Raw genomic sequence first — 19,694 nt, forward strand, 5'->3', positions numbered from 1 at the left:
CGGGGCCCGTCCGGCCAGGCCGGGCTTCCGCCTCCGACGGCAACGGGACGCCTGGAGCAGCATCCGAGTCCCGGCAAAGTGACTGATTTATGAATAATGTGTGTCATTTTAATTAAGTCGGCATGCCATCTTGCGCGGCAGCAACAACGATGACTGCCGGATGCCGTGCTGATGATGGAACGATTTGACCTTTGGGTGACGAAGTCTGTCAATGCTTATGCAGGCCAGTCCGTTGTCCTCGATCAATTCATCGGTCAGATCTGCTTCTACAACTCGGTCAAGATGCTGCCTATCGTGGCGGCCTTCTTCGCTCTTTGGTTGGGTGCGCAGAAGACGGGGCAGGGGCGGCGCCTGTTTCTTCAGGGCATCTTCGGCGGCTTCGCAGCGCTGGTCGCGTCGCGGCTGATTCAGAATCTGGGGCCCAACAGGCCCCGGCCGCTGTATGCCATCAGCGATTTCGTCGTGCCGATTGACCGGCCTGCCGATGTGCTCCGGGACTGGGGATCCTTCCCGAGCGACACGGCGGCACTTTCCTTCGCCCTGTCCTTCGCGCTGTGGCGGGCCGACCGGCGCCTCGGCGCGGCAGCCTTCGCCTGGTCGGCCGTCATCGTCTGCTTCCCGCGCCTCTATTGCGGGCTCCACTACATGAGCGACCTGCTCGCCGGCGCCATGATCGGGATCGTCGCCACCATCCTGGTGGGCCGGTGGCATCGATTGACGGATTTTGCCATCCGCGTCACGGAGCGGGCAGAGCGTCGGCACGCCACGATCTTCGGCATCGCGCTGGTCATGCTCGCCTACCAGTTCACCACCATGTTCGAGGATGTGCGCGTCCTCGCACGGCGGGCGCAGTCCATGGTGACGATGGTCATCGAAGAGGAGGCCAGGCCGCCGCGGGCCGCGATCGGCAGCGAGAATGTCCTGGCCGATCAATCGCATCCGGGCCGGCCGTGACGACCGCAGCGGGAGGCGGGTTCAACGCTCCGGCAGCCTGCTGTCCATCCCGCGGAAGCAGATCAGCTCCCGTGCTTCCCGCTCGGCGGGGCTGAGGGCGAGCCAGGCGACGAATTCCCGTAGCACCTTGCCGGTGATGCTGGCGATCTTGTGCCCCGCAGCCTCCTCGATGCCGAAGAAGCGCAGCTCCTCCAGCTCGCCGTTGCCGCGGAGCGCGCCATGGGCCGCCTCGGCCCTGGCGATGAGGAAGCGGGCGTTGAAACGGCGGAAGCGGTTGGGCGGCGTCACCGCGCGGCAGAGATAGTGGAGCGTGGGGAGGTCGGGCAGCAGCCGCCCGTCCTCCATCCGGCCGAGGACGAGGCCGGTTTCCTCATGCAGCTCGCGCGCGGCGGCGATTCCAATGGCCCGTGCGAGCGATGGCGGGGCCTGGCGCTCCAGGCAGGCGCGGGTGAAGGCGGGCAGGTCGCCAAGGGCCGGGGCACGGTGGTCGGCGCGGTCCACCCTGCCGCCGGGGAAGACCAGGACATTCGGCATGAAGCGGTGCGAGGCATGACGGAGGCCCATCAGCACCTCCACCCCTTGCGGCCCCTCGCGCCAGAGGATGAGGCTGGCGGCATGGCGCGGAGTGACGGAGCGGGCGCTGCGCTTCGCCTCCTCCACGCCACCGGGGTTGTCGGCAGTCGGGGCTTCAGTCAAGCGAGAGGCCTTGCAGCTTCAGCCATGTGCGGAGGCCGAAGCGTTCCGGGACGGAGAGTTGGCGGGCGGCATTCTCGCTCCAGCCGCAGCCCTCGGGCTTCGGGCCATGGATCTCCGGATAGCGCGGCCGGGCCGGCGGGCGGGCGGCGTCATAGGCGGGCAGCGCCGCCTCCAGCTCGCCGTCGTCATAGGTTTCGTGATGCACGACCAGCGCCTGCGGCAGGCGGGGGGACAGCCAGTTGCGGGGTCCTTCGGGCCAGCCGAGGGTCAGGCCGGCAACGGGGAAGACACCCTCCGGCAGGCCGCACATCGGCCCGATCTTCTCGACATGGTTGCGGACATAGGAGATGGGGCAGGCGCCGAGCCCAGCGGCCTCGGCGGCCATCACCGTGAAGCCGAGGGCGAGCGCCGCATCGGCCGTCGCATTGATGAAGGTGTCGACGTTGTCGTTGGCGTGGCGCCGGCCATGGAGCGCGGCGACGCGGCGGCCCCGGCGGACATCGCCGCAGAAGAGCAGGAAGACGGGGGCCTGCTTGATCCAGTCCATGCCGCCGATCCAGTCGGCGATGCGGGCGATCTTTCCGGGCGTCCGGATCAGGATGACCGAGTATTGCTGCAGGTCGGACTTGCTCGGCGCAGACTGGGCGGCGGCGAGAACGGTGTGCAGCAGCGCTTCCGGCACCGGCCCGGCGGCGTAGCGACGGGTGACGCGGCGATCGAGCAGGGCCGCGAGGGCAGGCGGGACCTCGTTCGGCGGGGTGAAGGGCAGCGGCGCTTCAGGTTTGAGGCCGTAGCGGCCGCGAATCAGGCTCTCGGGCGTCACGGCCTCTCCTTGTCAGCGGATGGAGCCCTTTCATGGCTTTTCCACGGAAGGGTTAGCCGAAGCCTCCGGCGTCAGTCGGCCCCACCGAGGCCGCCTGACGCCGCGAAGCGGTGCTGTGGGGATGTTACAGCGGATCCCAGGAGAAGACCTCGCCCGAGCGCTCAAGCGGAACGAAGAAGCTCTTGAGCGCCGGCAGGGCGTGCTCGGCAAGGCTCTCCGGCGTCCAGCCATCGCCGCTGTGGATGCTGCGGATCGGACGGTTCTGGCTGAACAGGAAGAGCTCGTTCATGCGCGGAGCGAAGATCTGCCCGTTGACCTCCTTAGCCGCGTCGGAGGCAAGGAAGACGGCGAGCGGCGCGTTCTTCTCCGGGCCCATGCGCATGATCTTCTCGACGCGCGCCTTCTGCTCCGGCGTCTCGGCCGGGATGGAGCTGGTCATGCGGCTCCAGGCGAAGGGGGCTAGGCAGTTGGAGCGGACGTTGTACCGCTTCATGTCGAGCGCGATCGACTTCGACAGCGCGACGATGCCGAGCTTCGCCGCCGAGTAGTTCGCCTGGCCGAAATTGCCGATCAGGCCGGAGGTCGAGGTGATGTGGACGAAGGCGCCCCTCTCCTGCTTGCGGAAATGCGTCGCCGCGTGGCGCGACATGTAGAAGGAGCCGTTGAGGTGGACGTCGATAACGGCGTTCCACTCCTCCGCCGACATGCGGTGGAAGATCTGGTCGCGCAGGATGCCGGCGTTGTTCACCACGATGTCGATGCGGCCGAAATGGTCGAGCGCCGACTGGACGATCTTCCCGGCGCTCTCCCAGGAGGCGACGCTGTCGGTGTTGATCTCGGCCTGGCCACCCTTCTGCTCGATGATCTGCTTGGTCTGCTGCGCCGGGGTGGCGGACTGGCCCTCGCCGGTCAGGCTGGCGCCGATGTCGTTGATGATGACCTTGGCCCCGGCCTCGGCCATTTGCAGCGCGATCTCCCGGCCGACGCCGCCGCCCGAGCCGGTGACGACCGCAACCTTACCATCCAGCATGCCCATTTGGCGTTCCCTCTCCATAGGTGGCTATCTATTTCTAGACCCGTCCGGTCCCGGCGTGAAGCCGGGGGTCAGGCGGGAATCCTCACCGGCAGGCCGGCGATGCCGTGGATGAAGTTGGAGTAGATCCGCCGCGGCGGCCCCAGCACTTCGATCGCCGGGAAGCGGACGAGGATTTCCTCCCAGAGGATGCGGAGCTGGAGTTCCGCCAGGCGGTTGCCGACGCAGCGATGCACGCCGAAGCCGAAGGAAAGGTGCTGGCGTGCGCGCGGCCGGTCGATGAGGAAGCGGTCCGGCTGCTCGATCGCCGCTTCGTCCCGGTTGCCGGAAACATACCAGAGGGCGACCTTGTCCCCAGCGCGGATGGTGCGGCCGCCCAGCTCCACATCCCGCGTCGCGGTGCGCCGCATATGAATGACCGGCGTCACCCAGCGGATGATCTCGGAGACCATGTTCGGGATGAGGGCCGGGTTCTCGCGGAGCTTGCGGAACTCGGCCGGGTTCTGGTGCAGGGCGAGCAGGCCGCCGGTCATCGAGTTGCGCGTGGTGTCGTTGCCGCCGACGATGAGCAGGGCGAGGTTGCCCATGAACTCGCGGAGCGGCATGTCCCGCGTCGCCGGCCCCTGCGCCAGCATGGAGAGCAGGTCGAAGCGCGGCGGGCCGTCGCGCCGGGCGTTGAAGAGGGCGGCCATGGTCTCGGCCATGACCTTCAGCTCGGCGAAGCGCGCCTCCTCGGTCGGGACCAGCGGGTCGGGGGCGTTGACGTCGCAGATCGCCACGTCGGACCAGTAGGTGAGCTTGTGCCTCTCTTCGAAGGGGAAGTCGAAGAGCGTCGCCAGCATCATCGTCGTCAGCTCGATGGAGACCCGCTCGACCCAGTCGAATGGCTCGCCGCGCGGCAGGGCGTCGAGGACACGGCAGGTCCGCTCGCGGATCAGCACCTCCATGTTGGCGAGGTTGCCGGGGGCGACGATGGGCTGGACGACCTTCCGCTGCTCGTCATGCTTCGGCGGGTCCATGCGGATGAAGCTGGGCCGGGCGAGGTCCTTCGGCTGGTCGATGAGCTGGATGCCGCCGGTCTCGGAGGAGAAGGCCGCATGGTCCACCTCAGCCGCCATGATGTCCTTGTAGCGGGTGACGGACCAGTAGGGGCCGAAGCGGCTCTCGGCGCAGAAATGCACCGGCTCCTCGCAGCGGAGGCGGGCGAAGAGCGGCCCCCAGGCCTCGTTCTGGTAGAGGGCGGGGTCGCTCGGGTTGAGGCGCGAGAGCGGCGTGCCGGCCGATAAGTCACGCGTGATGACGTTCATGCTGAGGCCTCCCTGGTCAGGACCGTACCGTCCTTTCAGGGAAGCCTAGCGCAACGGGGTGGCGGGACGAGAAAAAACCAGCGGCTGCGGTGCGGGCGTGGCCTCAGACGTGGAAGCTCTCCCCGCAGCCGCACCGGCCCTTCTCGTTCGGGTTGGTGAAGGTGAAGCCGGCGGACATCGCCTTCTGCTCGTAATCCATGGTGGTGCCGATCAGGAACAGGCTCGCCTTGCGGTCCACCAGCACCGTCACCTCCTTGTCGGTGACGCGCTCGTCCGTCGGCTCCGCCGCATCGACCCAGGACAGGTCGTAGGACAGGCCGGAGCAGCCCTTGGTCTTCACCCCGATGCGGAGCAGGCGCCCGGCCTCGCCGGCGGCATAGAGCGCGCGCAAGCGCTCGGCCGCAGCGTCGGTCAGTTGCATCAGCGGCGGCAGGGCGCGTCGGGGGCGCTTGGTTTCGGTCGTGATGCTCATGGTGCCGCCCTCAAAACATGTTCATTGCGAGGCGAGCATCCTCGCTCATCCGCCCCTGATCCCAGGGCGGATCCCAGACGACCTCGACCTTCACGTCGGTCACGCCCGGCACCATGCGGATGCTTTCCTCCACCTGGCTCGGCAGCTCCTGCGCCGAGGGGCAGGAGGGAGTGGTGAGCGTCATCTCCACCTTCACCTGCCCGTCATCCTCGATCTCGACGGCGTAGATCAGGCCGAGCTCGTAGATGTCGACCGGGATCTCGGGGTCGAAGACCGTCTTCAGCATGCTGATGACGGCGTCCTCGCTGATCTTCGGCGCCGGCGGCGGGACCTCGCCCTCGGGTGTCCAGGCGCCATGCGTGGCGGTGGCTTCGTCACTCACTCGTCGCCTCCTTGCCGCCGCCATCGAGGGCGGCGTTGAGCGTATGCCAGGCCAGCGTCGCGCATTTCACCCGGCTCGGGAATTCATGCACGCCCGAGAGGGGCTGCAGCCGCTCCATCTCCTCCTCCAGCTCGGCACCGCATTCGGGGCAGGTGCCGGTCATGGCGAGGTTGCGGAACCGGTCGCCGAGCATATGGGCCTCGGAGGGGGACTTTCCCTTGACGGTTTCGGTCATCAGGGATGCGCTGGCCATGGAGATGGCGCAGCCGCGGCCCTGGAAGGCGGCATCGGCTATCGAGCCGTCCGGCGCGAGCTTCACGAACAGCTCCATCCGGTCGCCGCACATCGGGTTGTCGCCGCGGGCAGAGCGGTCGGCATCCTCCAGCCGGCGGAAGTTCCGCGGCTTCCGCCCATGGTCGAGAATGACCTCCTGGTAGAGGTCGCGGAGGTCGTCGAACATCAGGCGAAGAACTCCCTGGCTTTCGTCAAAGCCTCGGCGAGGTAGTCGATCTCGCCCTCGGTCGTGTAGAGGCCGAAGGAAGCCCGGCAGGTGCCGCCTTCGAGGCCGAAACGCGCATGCAGCGGCTCGGCGCAATGCCGCCCGGCACGCACCGCGATGCCGGCCCGGTCGAGCAGCGTCGCCAGGTCGTGCGGATGGGCATTGTCGAGCGCGAAGGAGAAGACCCCGCCGCGGTCCTGCGCCCGGCCGAGCAGCGTCAGCCCCTCGATATCGGAGAGCCGCCGCATGGCGTGGTCGACGAGGGTATGCTCATGCGCCTCGAGCGCCGGCATGCCGATCGCGGAGACGTAGTCGATCGCCGCATGCAGCCCGACCGCCTCGACGATGGGCGGCGTGCCGGCCTCGAATTTGGCCGGCGGCTCCGCCCAGGTGCTGCCCTCGAGCGTCACGCTCGCGATCATGTCGCCGCCGCCGAGGAAGGGCGGCATGCGCTCCTGGTGCTCGAGCCGCGCCCAGAGCACGCCGATGCCGGTCGGGCCATAAAGCTTGTGCCCGGTGAAGGCGTAGAAATCCGCGCCCAGCGCCTGCATGTCGACACGGCGGTGCACGGCGGCCTGGCTGCCGTCGAGCAGGACCTTGGCGCCCTTGGCATGCGCCATGGCGACGATCCGAGCGGCCGGCGTCACCGTCCCCAGCACGTTCGACATATGGGTGACGGCGACGAGACCCACCTTGCCGTCCGCGAGCTTGGCCTCGAGATCCTCGAGATCGAGCTCCCCGGCATCGGTCACGCGGCAGATGCGCAGCTCGATGCCCCGGTTGTCGTCCCGCAGCATGTGCCAGGGGACGAGGTTGGCATGGTGCTCCATCTCGGAGACCAGCACCGCCTGTCCCGGCTGCATCACGCCGCGGCCCCAGCTATGGGCGACAAGGTTGATCGCCGCCGTGCTGTTGGTGGTGAAGATCACCTCGCGCGGGTCGGCGGCATTGATGAAGCGGGCGACGGCGGCGCGCGCCGCCTCGTAATCCGCGGTGGCGGCCTCGCTCAGCCGGTAGGCGCCACGATGCACATTGGCATAGCGCTCCTCCATGCTGCGGACCATCGCCTGGATCACCTGGCGTGGCTTCTGGGCCGAGGCGCCGCTGTCGAGGAAGACGAGCGGCCTGCCACGGTGCTGCTGTGCCAGGACGGGGAAGTCGGCGCGGATGCGCTCGACATCGAAGCCCGGCTGGACCGGCGCGTTCATGCGGCTTCCTTCTCCCACCAGCCGGCGACGGCGCTTTCCAGCGCGGCGCGGGCGGTCTCGTCGGTGACGCCTTCGATCGCTTCCTGCAGGAAGGCCTCGACCAGGATGCTGCGTGCCTTGGCCTCGGGGATGCCGCGGGCCCGCAGGTAGAAGAGCTGGTCGGCATCCAGGGCGCCCACGGTGGCGCCATGGCTGCACTTCACGTCGTCGGCATAGATTTCGAGCTGCGGCTTGCTGTCGATCTCGGCATCCGGGCTCAGCAGCAGCGCCTGATTCATCTGGTAGCCGTCGGTGCGCTGCGCAACCTGGTGGACATGGATCTTGCCCTGGAAGACGCCGCGCGATTTGCCCTGCAACACGGTCTTGTAGGTCTGCCGGCTGGCGCAGTCGGGCGCCGCATGGTCGAGCACCGTGGTGGTGTCGGCATGCTGGCCGCCGCGCAGCAGCTGCGCGCCGTTCATGTGGCAGGCGGATTTCGGCCCGGCGAGCACAGCATGGATCTCGTTCCGCACCAGGCGCGCGCCGGCATTCAGGGTGAAATTGTCATAGGTCGCGCCGGACTCGATCCGCGCATAGACGGTGCCGAGCTGGAAGCCCTTCACCCCCTCGCGCTGGATGCGGGCATGGGTCAGCACGGCGCCTTCCGCCAGATCGATCTCGAAGACCGGGTTGTGCAGGTAGCGCGTATCCTCCGGCCCGCTCGCCTCTTCCACGATGGTGAGGCTGGCGCCGGCTTCGAGGCGGATGAGATGGCGCGGATGGAAGGCGGAGGGCCGCTCGCTCCGGCTGGCCAGCGAGCGCAGCTCCAGCACGCCGCCGGCGACGCCGGCCGGCACCGTCACCACCAGCCCGTCCTCGAACAGCATGGTGTTGAGCGCAACCAGCGGCTCCTCCGCCGGGCGGGCCAGGGCGCCGAGACGCCCCTCGAGCCGCGGCAGCTCCTCCGCCAGGCTGCCGACCGCGAAGCCGGCGCCCTCGATCTGCGAAAGCTCCTCGCGGAAGCGGCCGTCGACGAAGACGGCGCGGCGCTCGCCGCGCGGCGCCGGCAGCGTGTCGCCATCGCCGAGGATGGTAAGCGCCTCGTCGAAGGCTGCATCGGAGACGGGGCGGAGGTCGGTGTATTTCCAGGCCTCGACCCGGCGGGTCGGGAAGCCGGCCGCGCGGAACTGCGCGGCGGCGGCCTCGCGCAGCGCCTGCACCCAGGCCAGCCGCTGCCCCGGGAGGCGCGCCCGCAGCCCCTCGAAACGGTGCAGGAAGCCCTCGGCGCCGCTATGCACGACGGTGTTCATGCCGCGGCCTGCACCGAGGCGTAGCCCGAGGCCTCGAGCTGCTTCGCCAGCTCCGGCCCGCCGGTCTGCACGATGCGCCCCTGCATCAGCACATGCACCTTGTCGGGCACGATGTAGTCGAGCAGCCGCTGGTAGTGGGTGATGACGAGGGCGGAGAAGTCGGGGGCCCGCAGCGCGTTCACGCCATCGGCCACGATCTTCAGCGCATCGATGTCGAGGCCGCTATCGGTCTCGTCGAGGATGGCAAGCGAGGGGCGGAGCAGGGCCATCTGCAGCACCTCGTTCCGCTTCTTCTCGCCGCCGGAGAAGCCGACATTGACGCCGCGCTTCAGCATATCCTCCGACATCTGCAGCTCCTTCAGCCGGGCACGCGCCTGCTTCAGGAACTGCATCGCATCCAGCTCCGCCTCGCCCTTGCCGCGGCGGATGGCGTTGAGCGCGGTGCGGAGGAAATTGGCGTTGCCGACGCCGGGCAGCTCCACCGGGTACTGGAAGGCGAGGAAGACGCCGGCTGCCGCCCGCTCCTCCGGCTCCATGCCGAGCAGGTCGACGCCGTCGAGCGTCGCGCTGCCGCCCGTCACCTCATAGCCCTCGCGCCCGGCGAGGACATAGGACAGGGTCGACTTGCCGGAGCCGTTCGGGCCCATGATGGCATGCACCTCGCCGGCGGGCACTTCCAGGTCGATCCCCTTGAGGATCGGCTTGCCATCGACCTCGGCGGTCAGTCCTTCGATACGCAGCATTTAACCGACGCTCCCTTCGAGCGAAATCTGCAGAAGCTTCTGGGCCTCGACGGCGAATTCCATCGGCAGCTCCTTCAGCACCTCGCGGCAGAAGCCGTTGACGATCAGCCCGACCGCATCCTCTTCCGACAGGCCGCGCTGACGGCAGTAGAACAGTTGGTCCTCGGCGATGCGGCTCGTGGTCGCCTCATGCTCGACCTTGGCCGACATGTTGCGGTTCTCGATATAGGGCACGGTATGCGCCCCGCACTGGTCGCCGATCAGCAGGCTGTCGCACTGGGTGAAGTTGCGCGCGCCCGAGGCCGTCGGTGCCACCCGCACGAGCCCGCGGTAGGTGTTCTGCCCCTTGCCGGCCGAGATGCCCTTGGAGACGATGGTCGATGTCGTGCGCTTGCCGACATGGATCATCTTCGTGCCGGTATCGGCCTGCTGGTGGTTGTTGGTGATGGCCACCGAGTAGAACTCGCCGACGCTGTCATCGCCGAGCAACACGCAGGACGGGTACTTCCAGGTGATGGCCGAGCCGGTCTCCACCTGCGTCCAGCTCACCTTGCTGCGCTTGCCGCGGCACTGCGCGCGCTTGGTGACGAAGTTGTAGATGCCGCCCCGGCCCTCGGCATCGCCGGGGTACCAGTTCTGCACCGTGCTGTACTTGATCTGAGAGTCATCGAGCGCGACCAGCTCAACCACCGCGGCGTGCAGCTGGTTCTCGTCCCGCATCGGCGCCGTGCAGCCCTCGAGATAGGAGACGACCGCGCCCTCGTCGGCGATGATCAGCGTCCGCTCGAACTGGCCGGTGCTCTTGGCATTGATGCGGAAATAGGTGCTCAGCTCCATCGGGCAGCGCACGCCCTTCGGGATGTAGACGAAGCTGCCATCGGTGAAGACCGCGCTGTTCAGCGCCGCGTAGAAGTTGTCGCCCGGCGGCACCACGGTGCCGAGGTACTGCTTCACCAGCTCGGGGTGCTCATGCACCGCCTCGGAGATGGCGCAGAAGATGATGCCGTCCTTCGCCAGCCGCTCCTTGTAGGAGGTGGCGACGGAGACGCTGTCGAACACCGCGTCGACGGCGATCGGCATGCGGCCGCCCTCGGCGGGGCTGTCGCCCGCGCCTTCGACGCCGGCCAAGATCGCCTGCTCCTTCAGCGGAATGCCGAGCTTGGCATAGGTCTTCAGCAGCTCAGGGTCGACCTCGTCGAGCGACTTCGGGCCGTCCTTCTTCTTCGGCGCCGCATAGTAGTAGGCGTCCTGATAGTCGATCGGCGGATACTTCACCGCCGGCCAGCGCGGCTCCTGCATCTTCTGCCAGGTGGCGAAGGCCTTGAGCCGCCACTCGAGCAGCCACTCGGGCTCTTTCTTCTGGGCGGAGATGAAGCGGACGGTGTCCTCGTTCAGCCCTTTCGGGGCGAAATCCATCTCGATCTCGGTCTCGAAGCCCCACTTGTAGGTGCCTTCGGTGACGGACTGGACGGTGTCGAGGGTCTCGGCGACTGCGGGCATATCGGGTTCCTACTCGGCGACGAGCTGAGCGAAATGGGTCGCGGGGGCGCAGCGTGTGGGGCCGGCCAGGTCAGCAAGGGTGATGTCGGACAAGGCCCGGCGGATGGCGTCGTTGACCGGGTCCCAGCGGCCGCGCACGGCGCAGATGCCCTGCGCCTCGCACTGCCCTTGCCCGCCATCGACGCAGGCGGTGAGGGCGATCGGGCCGTCGATGGCGACGATCACCTCGGACAAGGGCACGGCGGCGAGCGGCCGGGTCAGCCGGTAGCCGCCACGGGCGCCCCGCAGCCCTTCCACCAGCCCCGCCTGGCCCAATATCTTGAGCACCTTGGCGACGGTCGGCTCGGCGATGCCGGTGGCCAGGGCGAGACCCGGCGCGGTCTGCACCCGGCCTTCCGGCAGGGCACCATCGCGCGCAAGGCGGGCCATGACGACCACGGCATAATCAGTCAGCTTCGAGAGCCTCAACACGGCGCATCCCTCATGCAGCCTAAATAGGACCATGGGGGTCCTCTTTGAAGCCCCCCTTTCTCCCTTTCCCGAGCCCCGGCTAGCCTTGCCTCGCTCAGGAGGGGGACGGGACCGATGCCGACCATCACCACCGATGACGGGGTGGAGTTGCACTATGAGGAGGCCGGCCACGGCACGCCGCTGGTCTTCGTCCATGAATTCGCCGGCGATGCGCGGAGCTGGGAGCCGCAGATGCGCTTCTTCGCCAGGCGCTACCGCTGCATCGCCTTCAACGCCCGCGGCTACCCGCCCTCCGCCGTGCCGCAGGACCCGGCCGCCTATTCCCAGGACCGCGCCGCGGACGACATCGCCCAGGTGATCGGACAGCTTGGCCTGGCGCCGGCGCATGTGGTCGGGCTTTCGATGGGCGCCTTCGCCACCCTGCATCTCGGCCTCCGCTACCCATGGCTCGCGCGCAGCCTGACCGCCGCCGGCGTCGGCTACGGCGCCGCCCCGGGCAAGCGCGACCAGTTCCGCGCCGAGGTGGACGCGACCGCCGACCGCATCGCCGGAGAGGGCATGTGGAAAATGGCCAGGACCTATGGCCGCGGCCCGACCCGCCTGGTTTTCGAGGAGAAGGATCCGCACGGCTACGCCGAGTTCATGTCCCAGCTCGCCGAGCACGACACCGACGGCGCCGTGCTGACCATGCGCGGCGTCCAGCGCGAGCGCCCGAGCCTGTTCGAACTGGAAGCCGAGTTCCGCCAGATGAAGCTGCCGACCTTCATCGTCTGCGGCGACGAGGACGACCCCACGCTGGAGCCCGGCCTCTTCCTCAAGCGCGCCATATCGACCAGCGCCCTCATGGTGATGCCCCGCTGCGGCCACACCATGAATATCGAGGACCCGGACGCCTTCAACCGCGCCGTGCTCGACTTCATCACCTGGGTCGATGCCGGCCGCTGGTGGGAGCGCAACCCGGCGACGCTGGCCGGCGGCATCATCGCGGGGACGGCGAAGTCCTGAGGATCCGTCCACGCCATTGAATCGCGGATCGCCCTCCGGGCTGGCGCCTTGCCAGATGATCCATGGCGCCGGCTTCCGGTCCCGGGAGATGATGCCCTAGGCTGACGGCCAACCCCAGCCCAAGGACCGATGGCGATGGACAGCCTCTCCCCGAGCGATACCGAATCGGCGCTGGCGCAGGCGGCCCGGCGCGTCCTGCCCGGGGGAGGCTTCGGCAATTTCGCGCCCGAGGTCATCCTCCGCGAGGGGCGCGGCGGGCGGGCTTGGGATGTCGACGGGCGGGAGTATGTCGACTACCTGCTCGGCTCCGGCCCGATGTTCCTCGGCCATGGCCATCCGGAGGTGCTGGCGGCGGTCGAGGCGCAGCTGCCGCGCGGCACCACCTTCTTCGCCACCAGCGAGCCCGGCATCCGCCTCGCCGAGGCACTCGTCGCGGCGCTGCCCTGCGCGGAGCAGGTCCGCTTCGTTTCCAGCGGGTCGGAGGCCGACATGTATGCGCTGCGGGTGGCGCGGGCCTTCCGCAAGCGCGACCGCATCCTGAAATTCGAGGGCGGCTACCATGGCATGTCCGACTGGGGGCTGATGAGCCTGGCGCCGAAGCAGCTCGCCAATTTCCCCGTCGCCGTGCCGGATTCCGCCGGCATCCCGCGGAGCGTCCAGGACGAGGTGCTGGTCGCCCCCTTCAACGACCTGGAAACGGCCCGCAGCCTGCTCGCCGAGTATCATGACGAACTCGGCGCCATCATCCTGGAGCCCTTTCAGCGGCTGATCCCGCCGGCGCCCGGCTTCCTGCAGGGAATGCGGGAGCTGGCCACGCAATACGGCATCCCGCTGATCTTCGATGAGGTCGTGACGGGCTTCCGCTTCTGCTACGGCGGGGCCCAGGACTACTACGGCGTGACGCCCGATCTCTGCACCCTCGGCAAGATCATCGGCGGCGGCTTCCCGCTCGCGGCCATCGCCGGCCGGGCCGACATCATGGCGCATTTCGATCGCGGAATCGTCGGCGATGGCGGCTTCCTCATGCAGGTCGGCACCCTTTCCGGCAATCCGGTCGCCTCGGCGGCCGGCCTCGCCACGCTCGAGGTGCTGCGCCGGCCCGGCGCCTATGATGGCGTCTTCGCCATGGGCCGGCGGCTGATGGCGGAGATGGAGGGGATGCTGCGCCGCCATGGCGTGCCGGGCCGTGCCGTCGGCGAGCCGCCGCTCTTCGACATCGTCTTCGCCGAGGAGGCTCCGCGCGACTACCGCGGCACGCTGCGGGCCGACGCCGCGGTGCAGCGGCATGTCAATGCCGTGCTGCGCGAGCGCGGCATCCTGAAGGGCGAAAGCAAATACTACCTCTCCACCGCGCATGACGCGCGAGACGAGGCGCAGACGCTGGAGGCCTTCGAGGCCGCGCTGGCATCCCTGCCGCGCGGCTGAAGGGTCAGCTCCGGCCGTTGCGGCGCGGGGCCGAGCCGGTGGCGAGCTCGGGCGGCGCCGCGCCCGCCGGACGTCCGGCATCGAAGCCGAGGAAGCCGATCGCCGGGTTGGGCGAGCCGCCATCCCCGGCCCAGAGCCGCGGATTGGCGATGCGCTGCACCGGGTTCGCCACCGGCCGCTCGGCCGACGGCGCACCGTTCCGACGCGGCGCCGGGCGCGGGGCGGCAGCGGGCGTCACCGGCTCCGCGGGCGGTGGCGGGGCGCCCTGGCTGCCGCTGCTGCCGCGCACCGAGAGCAAAAAGAAGAGGATCTCACTTCGTCCCTGATCCACCGCGGCGTCGATGGGCGAGAGGCCGAGCACGTTGCGTGAGCCGATATCGGCCCCGCGCCCCACCGCCTCGCGCGCCGCCGCGATGTCGCCACGGTTGATGGCGTCGAAGAGCGCCGCGTTCGGCCCGAGGTTCTGGCCCGGCTCGGCCGGGATCGGATCCGGTGCCCGGCGGTATTGCAGGCCAGGCAAGGCGGCCGGCGGTGGGCGGCTGGCCTCGTTCGGCGCATCGGTCAACCCGCCGGCGCGGCCATTGCGGCCGAACTGGGCCGCGGCCTCCGGAACCGGCAGGGCGAAGAGCGCGGCAAGCGCCAGGAGCGGGAGCAGGGCAGGGGAGCGCATGCCCATCCCATACCCAATCCCGCCTGCCGCCGCCAGCGATGCCTCAGCGGCAGTCGTCGCCGCGCGTGGTGAAGGACTGCACCCGGCCCTCCTTCAAGGCGAAGGTGATGTCGCAGGAGCGGGTCAGCAGCACCGGGCTGGCGAGCGGATAGGGTGCGAAGCGGCCATAGGGGTAGCCCCCCCAATAGGGGTCCAGCTGATGCAGCACCTGGCGCCGCTCCTCATATTGCAGGAAGCGGAGGCCGCCGGTGTCATAAGTGCGGTTGGGGACGCCGAAGGTCTCGACGACCTGCAATTCGCTCTGGCCGATGGTGGCGGCAAGGCGGCTTTCGAGACTCGGGCCGGTGGCGCAGCCTGCGAGCAGGACCAGGGGCAGCAGCCGGCGCATCAATGTCCCTCCCGCCGCCAGGCGAAGACGGCGAGGCCGAGCACCATCGGCAGGGCCAGCCAGGGCGGCAGCAGCGGCATGGCGGAGATGCCGGTCACCGTATGGTCGCCGTTGCGGCGGAGGCCGATCCAGCCGGTCTGCGCATCGCCGCCGCGCGCATCCCGCCCGGGGCTAACGCGGCGCAGCTCCGGCAGGGCAGGCTCGGCCGCTGTACCAAGCCAGCGGGCGGCGCCCCCGGTCGCGGCGAGGATCGGGGCGAGGCGAGCCGGGTCGGCACGGAGATCGGCAACTTCCGCCGGGTTGGCCGCCGCCGCCGCAGCGAAGGCGTTGCGCCGCCCGTCCGAGACCTGCCAGACGCCCGGCTGTTCGGCCGGCAACCGAGCCGCGGCATGGCCACCGGGTCCGGCTTCGAGCGGCCGGCGCTGCGTGCTGCCATCGGGCGCGGTGATGGTCACCTCGGGCGGCGGGCCGGCCTCCAGGCTGCGGCGTTGGATCCCGAGCTGGCCGGCTTCGATCCGGGCGGTCAGGTCTTCCTCCTCGAGCTCGGGTTCGCGCATCAACCAATGCGCGGCGCGGCGGAGGAGTTCCGCCTGCGGTCCACCGCCGTCATGGCCGCGCGACCACAGCCAGATATGGTCGGACAGCAGCAGCGCAACGCGGCCTTCCCCCACGCGGTCGAGCAGCAGCAACGGGGCGCCGTCGGATGCGTCCATCACCGCCGTGCCGCCGCGCTGGTCGACGCGGAGGCTGCGGTACCAGCGGCCCCAGCTTGCCGCCCGCCGCTCGTCCGGGTTGGCGCCGGTAAGCCCTTCGGTGACGGGGTGCCGGGCGCCGACCGTCGTCACGCTGGGGCGGAAGGCGCCCTCGGCGACGGCGGATTGCCCCGCCCCGGCAGCCGGCCGCGCCGGCAGCACGGCGCCGAGCGGCGTATTGGCGAGGCTCGTCGGACCGGCGAATTCCGGGCCGACCGACATCAGCAGCGCACCGCCGCCACGGACGTAATCGGCGATGTTGCGCAGATAGGCCGGCGGCAGGATGCCGCGATTGGCGAAGCGGTCGAAGACGACAAGGTCGAATTCGCGCAGCTTCACCTGGAACAGCTCGCGCACCGGGAAGGCGATCAGCGCCAGCTCGTTGAGCGGGGTCAGGTCGTCCTTCTCCGGCGGGCGGAGGATAGTGAAGTGGACGAGGTCGACGCCCGGATCGGCCTTCAGCAGGCGGCGCCAGGTGCGCTCGCCGGCATGCGGCTCGCCCGAGACGAGCAGCACGCGCAGCCGGTCGCGCACGCCGGTGATGGTGACCACGGCACGGTTGTTGAGTTCCGAGACCTCGCCCATACGCGCCTCGGCGGCGAGCTCGACAACGGTCGGGCCGCCGCGCTCGATCGGCACCTCGATGCGATGCTCGCGGCCGACGGGGACGCTCTCGATGCGGGCCGGCGCGCCATCGCGGCGGATGGAAAGGCGGGCGGCGCCCGCCGCATTCGGGATGCCGAGATCCTCGACCGCGACGCGCAGCTCGACCGAGCGTCCGACAATCCCGAAGCCCGGCGCCTCGACGATCCGCAGCCGGCGGTCGGTCTCGCCCGGGCGGCCCGGCAGCAAGGCGTGGAAGGGCGCCTCGATGGGAGACGCGGCCGGCACGTCATGCGCCTGCCCGTCGGTCAGCGCGATGACGCCGGCGAGGCGGGCGCGGGGGATGTCGGCGAGCGCCCGCTCGGTCGCGGTGAAAAGGCGCGTGCCCTGGTTGCCGCCTTCCGGCACCTCGACGGTGCGGAGCTCGAGATCGGGGAGCTTCGCCGCCCGCGCCTCGATGCCGGCGCGCGCCGCCTCGATCTGCTGGGCGCGGCTGCCGATGCGGGCGCTGTCGCTGCGGTCCACGACCAGGAGGGCGACATCGGGCCGCGTCTCCCGCGTTTCCTCCACGAGGCGCGGATTGGCCAGCGCCAGCAGCAGCAGGGCGAAGGTAAGCGCCCGCAGCGCCACGCCGCGGGCCCGCCGCAGCAAGGCCGGGACCAGCGCCAGCACCGCCAGCACGGCGAGGGCCGCGATCAGCCAGGCCGGCAGGACGGGGGCGAAGTCGATGCCCGAGAGCGCCTGCTGCATCAGTTGCCGAGCCTTTCGAGGATCGCCGGCACATGCACCTGGTCGCCTTTGTAGTTGCCGGTGAGGGCGTACATGACGAGGTTCATGCCGAAGCGGTAGGCCAGCGTCCGCTGCCGCGTGCCGCCGGGGATGGTGGCGAAGGGGTTTTGCCCGCGGGCATCGATCGCCCAGGCGCTGGCCCAGTCATGTCCGCCGATGATGACGGGCGAAACGCTGTCATTCGCCCGGTCCTGGTCGCGCGCCACCCAGACCTGGCCGCCGGCGAAGCGGCCGGGCAGGTCGGGCAGCAGGTAGAAGGAGCGCTTCAGCACATGGTCCTCGCCGATCGGGGCGAGGGGCGGGATGGCGAGGTCGCGCGTCACCCGCCGCAGCGCCGCGCGGGCGCCGGGGGCGAAGCCCTCGCCCGAGCCGTCGTCGCGCGTGTCGAAGAGGATGATGCCGCCGTTGCGCATGAACTCGTTCAGGGCGCCGACGGCCGCGGCATCCGGCTGCGGCGCCTCAGCCGTCACCACCCAGTAGAGCAGCGGATAGAAGGAAAGGTCGTCCGATCCCGGTGTGACGGCCGCCGGGTCGGCGAGGGCGGTGGCGGAGCGGCGGTTGATGAAGTCGGACAGGCCGACGAGGCCCATCCGCTGCACGTCGTCGAGCCCCGAATCGCCGGTGGCGACATAGGCGAGGCGGGTGGCGAGCGCGGGCGACGGGTCTGGACCCTGCGCCGCGGCCGGTTGCGCCAGCGCCAGGACCGCAAACAGGGCAAAGCCGGGACGGAGCAGCCCGCGCAACCGCAGGCCGATCAGCAGGTCGGCGGCGAGCAGCAGCAGCGCTGCGGCCAGCAGCCAGGGGCCCAGGTCGCGCTCGGCCGGTACGCCTCCGATGTCCATCAGCCCGGTCCCGGGCGGCGGCGGCGGCGCGGCGCGCAGGGCGGGGATGGCGCCGCCGAGATTGAGTGCCCGCCGGTAGGCGATGGCCGATGGGTCCTGCCCCGGCGTGCCGTACCAACCGGGTGGGTTGCGCGGCGAGGGCGCCGTCGTCTCGACCTGCAAGGCGGGGATGGCCGCTGCCGCGGGCGGCGCCGGGCCGAGCCGGCCGAAGCCGTCCAGCGTCTCGATCGGGGCCAATGGTGCCTCGCCCTCGGCGCCCTGGACACCGGCCGAGAGCGCCACGATCCGCCGCAGCATCTGCACGAACAGGCCCGAGAGCGGCAGGTTCGACCATTCGGCATTGGCGGTGACGTGGAACAGCACGATCCGCCCGCTGCCACGCGATTCGGCCGTGACCAACGGTGTGCCATCGCTCAACCGCGCCCAGCTGCGCTCGGTGAGGCGGGGCGAAGGCTCGGCGAGGACCTGTCGCTCCACCGTCACCTCGGCCGGGATGGCGAGGCCGGCGAAGGGCGATCCCTCAGGGAAGGGGGCGAGGTGCTGCGGCTGCTCCCAGGACAGCGAGCCGCCGAGCTGGCGCTCGGCCCGCAGCGGCACCGGCAGCAGGCTGTCCGGATGATCGGCGAGGCGCGGTCCGGCGAAGCGGATCAGCGTGCCGCCGGCCTCCACCCAGCGCGTCAGCGCCTCCCGCTCCGGCCCCTCGGCGACGGGGCGGTCGGCGAGCGCCAGCACGGCGATGGGGCGGGCCAGCAGCCGGTCGAGCGGGCTGCGGCGCAGCTCCGCAAAGGGGGCCAGCGCACGGTCCAGGTAGAAGAGGTCGCCGATCAGCGGCGCATCGGCGCTTTCCTCGACGCCCGGCAGCAGGCCGACCGGGCGCCGGCGGAAGCGCTCGTCGAGCAGGGTGACGGCGCCTGGGCCCGCGGTGTTCTCGATCTCCAACCGCACGACCTGGTTGCGGATCTCGACCGGCAGTTCGAGCGCCGCCTCGCCCTCCATTGCCCCGGCAGCGAGCGGAATCGTCGCCCGGCCGAGGGCGCGCCCGTCGCCGGTGCGCGCCAGGACCACCGCCTCGCTCGCCACCGGCAGCGGCAGCTGCTGGAGGCGAAGGCGCAGCCGGTCGGCTTCCGCCGCGGGCGGCAGCAGCAGGCGCAGGGGCCGGGCCTCGGCGCGGGCCAGGGTGAGGGCGCCGGCGCCGGCAAGCGCCTCGGCGAGGGCGGAAGGCGCGTGCTCCACCCCGTCGCTGAGGTCGAGGCTGGCGATGGGCCCGGGATTGGCGGAGCGCCAGGCGCGGAAGGCAACAAGCGCGGCGGCATGGTCGGGCGCCCAGGGCTTCGGGCGCAGGGCAGCAAGGCGGCTGCGGAGATCCTCGGCCGGCATGGGGCCGATGACGCGCGGCGGCTCCGCGGTCTCGGCCGGCGCGGTGGCGAGCAGGGCGGCGCGGCGGCCCTCGCGCCCGGCGCGGTCGAGCGCACCCCCGGCGGCCGCCATGCGTGCCGGCCAGTCCTCGGCGGACGCCCAACCGTCATCGATGACGAGCAGCAGCGTGCCTTCGCCGGCGGTCCCCGCGCCCGGCCCCAGCACCGGTCGCGCCAGGCCCAGGATCAGCAGGGCGGCGGCGGCGATCCGCAGCAGCAGCAGCCACCAGGGCGTGCGCGAGGGCGTCTCCTCGGCGACGGGCAGGTCGCGCAACAGGCGGAGGGCGGGGAAGGCGATGCGGCGCGGCGCCGGCGGCGTCACCCGCAGCAGCCACCACAGCACGGGCAGCGCCGGCAGCGCCAGCAACAGCCAGGGAGCGGCGAAGGCGATGGGGCCCAGGTTCAGCATCGGGCCCTCAAGGAGTGGG

At 70.4% G+C, this 19,694-nt stretch carries 19 protein-coding genes; 3 read left to right on the top strand and 16 right to left on the bottom strand.

Annotated elements, in window-relative coordinates; genetic code table 11:
- Nucleotides 1-171: 171 nt before the first annotated feature.
- Complete coding sequence (locus LH62_RS15255; RefSeq protein WP_052214537.1) at nt 172-954, top strand: phosphatase PAP2 family protein; 783 nt, start codon at nt 172-174, stop codon at nt 952-954.
- Nucleotides 955-975: 21 nt separating this feature from the next.
- Here LH62_RS15255 and LH62_RS15260 read toward each other — a convergent pair whose 3' ends face one another.
- The 12 genes from LH62_RS15260 to LH62_RS15315 form a co-directional block, all read right to left on the bottom strand.
- Nucleotides 976-1,650, bottom strand: a complete 675-nt coding sequence (locus LH62_RS15260) for an NUDIX hydrolase (RefSeq protein ID WP_236552558.1) — start codon at nt 1,648-1,650, stop codon at nt 976-978.
- A complete protein-coding gene (locus tag LH62_RS15265; RefSeq protein ID WP_052214539.1) occupies nt 1,643-2,473 on the bottom strand; it encodes a nitroreductase family protein in 831 nt (276 codons plus the stop codon). The genes LH62_RS15260 and LH62_RS15265 overlap by 8 nt, the downstream gene beginning before the upstream one ends.
- 124 nt (nt 2,474-2,597) lie before the next feature.
- Entirely contained in the window at nt 2,598-3,503 is a 906-nt protein-coding gene (locus LH62_RS15270) for an SDR family NAD(P)-dependent oxidoreductase (protein WP_082012857.1), read from the bottom strand.
- 74 nt (nt 3,504-3,577) lie between these two features.
- On the bottom strand, nt 3,578-4,813 hold the full coding sequence (locus tag LH62_RS15275; protein WP_043362649.1) for a cytochrome P450: 1,236 nt from the start codon (nt 4,811-4,813) through the stop codon (nt 3,578-3,580).
- Nucleotides 4,814-4,916: 103 nt separating this feature from the next.
- Nucleotides 4,917-5,285, bottom strand: coding sequence for an iron-sulfur cluster assembly accessory protein (locus LH62_RS15280; protein ID WP_043362652.1), 369 nt, complete (start codon nt 5,283-5,285; stop codon nt 4,917-4,919).
- Nucleotides 5,286-5,295: 10 nt separating this feature from the next.
- On the bottom strand, nt 5,296-5,691 hold the full coding sequence (locus tag LH62_RS15285) for an SUF system Fe-S cluster assembly protein (RefSeq protein ID WP_052214540.1): 396 nt from the start codon (nt 5,689-5,691) through the stop codon (nt 5,296-5,298).
- Nucleotides 5,660-6,127: a Fe-S cluster assembly sulfur transfer protein SufU gene (gene sufU, locus LH62_RS15290; RefSeq protein ID WP_043362655.1), complete on the bottom strand. Its 468-nt coding sequence runs from the start codon at nt 6,125-6,127 to the stop codon at nt 5,660-5,662. Before sufU ends, LH62_RS15285 begins: the two co-directional genes overlap by 32 nt.
- Nucleotides 6,127-7,374, bottom strand: coding sequence for an aminotransferase class V-fold PLP-dependent enzyme (locus tag LH62_RS15295; protein ID WP_043362658.1), 1,248 nt, complete (start codon nt 7,372-7,374; stop codon nt 6,127-6,129). The genes sufU and LH62_RS15295 overlap by 1 nt, the downstream gene beginning before the upstream one ends.
- Nucleotides 7,371-8,663, bottom strand: a complete 1,293-nt coding sequence (gene sufD, locus LH62_RS15300; protein ID WP_043362660.1) for a Fe-S cluster assembly protein SufD — start codon at nt 8,661-8,663, stop codon at nt 7,371-7,373. The genes LH62_RS15295 and sufD overlap by 4 nt, the downstream gene beginning before the upstream one ends.
- Nucleotides 8,660-9,406 (bottom strand): Fe-S cluster assembly ATPase SufC, encoded by a 747-nt coding sequence (gene sufC / locus LH62_RS15305; protein WP_043362662.1) that lies wholly within the window; start codon nt 9,404-9,406, stop codon nt 8,660-8,662. The genes sufD and sufC overlap by 4 nt, the downstream gene beginning before the upstream one ends.
- Nucleotides 9,407-10,906 carry a Fe-S cluster assembly protein SufB gene (gene sufB / locus LH62_RS15310; protein WP_043362664.1) on the bottom strand — a complete coding sequence of 500 codons (1,500 nt, stop codon included), beginning with the start codon at nt 10,904-10,906 and terminating at the stop codon, nt 9,407-9,409.
- A 9-nt stretch (nt 10,907-10,915) separates the two neighbouring features.
- Nucleotides 10,916-11,377 (bottom strand): SUF system Fe-S cluster assembly regulator, encoded by a 462-nt coding sequence (locus tag LH62_RS15315; protein ID WP_043362666.1) that lies wholly within the window; start codon nt 11,375-11,377, stop codon nt 10,916-10,918.
- Between the two features lie 114 nt (nt 11,378-11,491).
- Between LH62_RS15315 and LH62_RS15320 the strand changes: the two genes are divergently transcribed.
- Nucleotides 11,492-12,382 (top strand): alpha/beta fold hydrolase, encoded by an 891-nt coding sequence (locus LH62_RS15320; protein ID WP_043362668.1) that lies wholly within the window; start codon nt 11,492-11,494, stop codon nt 12,380-12,382.
- Nucleotides 12,383-12,517: 135 nt separating this feature from the next.
- Nucleotides 12,518-13,807, top strand: coding sequence for an aspartate aminotransferase family protein (locus LH62_RS15325; RefSeq protein ID WP_052214998.1), 1,290 nt, complete (start codon nt 12,518-12,520; stop codon nt 13,805-13,807).
- Nucleotides 13,808-13,811: 4 nt separating this feature from the next.
- On the opposite strand, the gene LH62_RS28460 is transcribed toward LH62_RS15325, so the two are convergent.
- The 4 genes from LH62_RS28460 to LH62_RS15345 are packed head-to-tail and all read right to left on the bottom strand — an operon-like array spanning nt 13,812 to nt 19,675.
- Entirely contained in the window at nt 13,812-14,477 is a 666-nt protein-coding gene (locus tag LH62_RS28460) for an ankyrin repeat domain-containing protein (protein WP_144404502.1), read from the bottom strand.
- Between the two features lie 43 nt (nt 14,478-14,520).
- On the bottom strand, nt 14,521-14,865 hold the full coding sequence (locus LH62_RS15335) for a hypothetical protein (protein ID WP_043362670.1): 345 nt from the start codon (nt 14,863-14,865) through the stop codon (nt 14,521-14,523).
- Entirely contained in the window at nt 14,865-16,970 is a 2,106-nt protein-coding gene (locus LH62_RS15340) for a membrane protein (RefSeq protein WP_043362672.1), read from the bottom strand. The genes LH62_RS15335 and LH62_RS15340 overlap by 1 nt, the downstream gene beginning before the upstream one ends.
- Entirely contained in the window at nt 16,970-19,675 is a 2,706-nt protein-coding gene (locus LH62_RS15345) for a DUF4159 domain-containing protein (RefSeq protein WP_043362676.1), read from the bottom strand. The genes LH62_RS15340 and LH62_RS15345 overlap by 1 nt, the downstream gene beginning before the upstream one ends.
- Between the last annotated feature and the right edge of the window lie 19 nt (nt 19,676-19,694).

It is taken from the genome of Belnapia sp. F-4-1 (genome assembly GCF_000802185.1).
Lineage (GTDB): Bacteria > Pseudomonadota > Alphaproteobacteria > Acetobacterales > Acetobacteraceae > Belnapia.

Bases quoted from the DNA above. Each gene is read 5' to 3' on its own strand.
- LH62_RS15275 (WP_043362649.1), bottom strand. From the start codon at position 4,813: ATGAACGTCATCACGCGTGACTTATCGGCCGGCACGCCGCTCTCGCGC.
- LH62_RS15285 (WP_052214540.1), bottom strand. From the start codon at position 5,691: ATGGCGGCGGCAAGGAGGCGACGAGTGAGTGACGAAGCCACCGCCACG.
- LH62_RS28460 (WP_144404502.1), bottom strand. From the start codon at position 14,477: ATGCGCTCCCCTGCCCTGCTCCCGCTCCTGGCGCTTGCCGCGCTCTTC.
- LH62_RS15320 (WP_043362668.1), top strand. From the start codon at position 11,492: ATGCCGACCATCACCACCGATGACGGGGTGGAGTTGCACTATGAGGAG.
- LH62_RS15270 (WP_082012857.1), bottom strand. From the start codon at position 3,503: ATGCTGGATGGTAAGGTTGCGGTCGTCACCGGCTCGGGCGGCGGCGTC.
- sufU (WP_043362655.1), bottom strand. From the start codon at position 6,127: ATGTTCGACGACCTCCGCGACCTCTACCAGGAGGTCATTCTCGACCAT.
- LH62_RS15340 (WP_043362672.1), bottom strand. From the start codon at position 16,970: ATGCAGCAGGCGCTCTCGGGCATCGACTTCGCCCCCGTCCTGCCGGCC.
- sufC (WP_043362662.1), bottom strand. From the start codon at position 9,406: ATGCTGCGTATCGAAGGACTGACCGCCGAGGTCGATGGCAAGCCGATC.
- LH62_RS15280 (WP_043362652.1), bottom strand. From the start codon at position 5,285: ATGAGCATCACGACCGAAACCAAGCGCCCCCGACGCGCCCTGCCGCCG.
- LH62_RS15295 (WP_043362658.1), bottom strand. From the start codon at position 7,374: ATGAACGCGCCGGTCCAGCCGGGCTTCGATGTCGAGCGCATCCGCGCC.
- sufD (WP_043362660.1), bottom strand. From the start codon at position 8,663: ATGAACACCGTCGTGCATAGCGGCGCCGAGGGCTTCCTGCACCGTTTC.
- LH62_RS15255 (WP_052214537.1), top strand. From the start codon at position 172: ATGATGGAACGATTTGACCTTTGGGTGACGAAGTCTGTCAATGCTTAT.
- LH62_RS15325 (WP_052214998.1), top strand. From the start codon at position 12,518: ATGGACAGCCTCTCCCCGAGCGATACCGAATCGGCGCTGGCGCAGGCG.
- LH62_RS15335 (WP_043362670.1), bottom strand. From the start codon at position 14,865: ATGCGCCGGCTGCTGCCCCTGGTCCTGCTCGCAGGCTGCGCCACCGGC.
- LH62_RS15345 (WP_043362676.1), bottom strand. From the start codon at position 19,675: ATGCTGAACCTGGGCCCCATCGCCTTCGCCGCTCCCTGGCTGTTGCTG.
- sufB (WP_043362664.1), bottom strand. From the start codon at position 10,906: ATGCCCGCAGTCGCCGAGACCCTCGACACCGTCCAGTCCGTCACCGAA.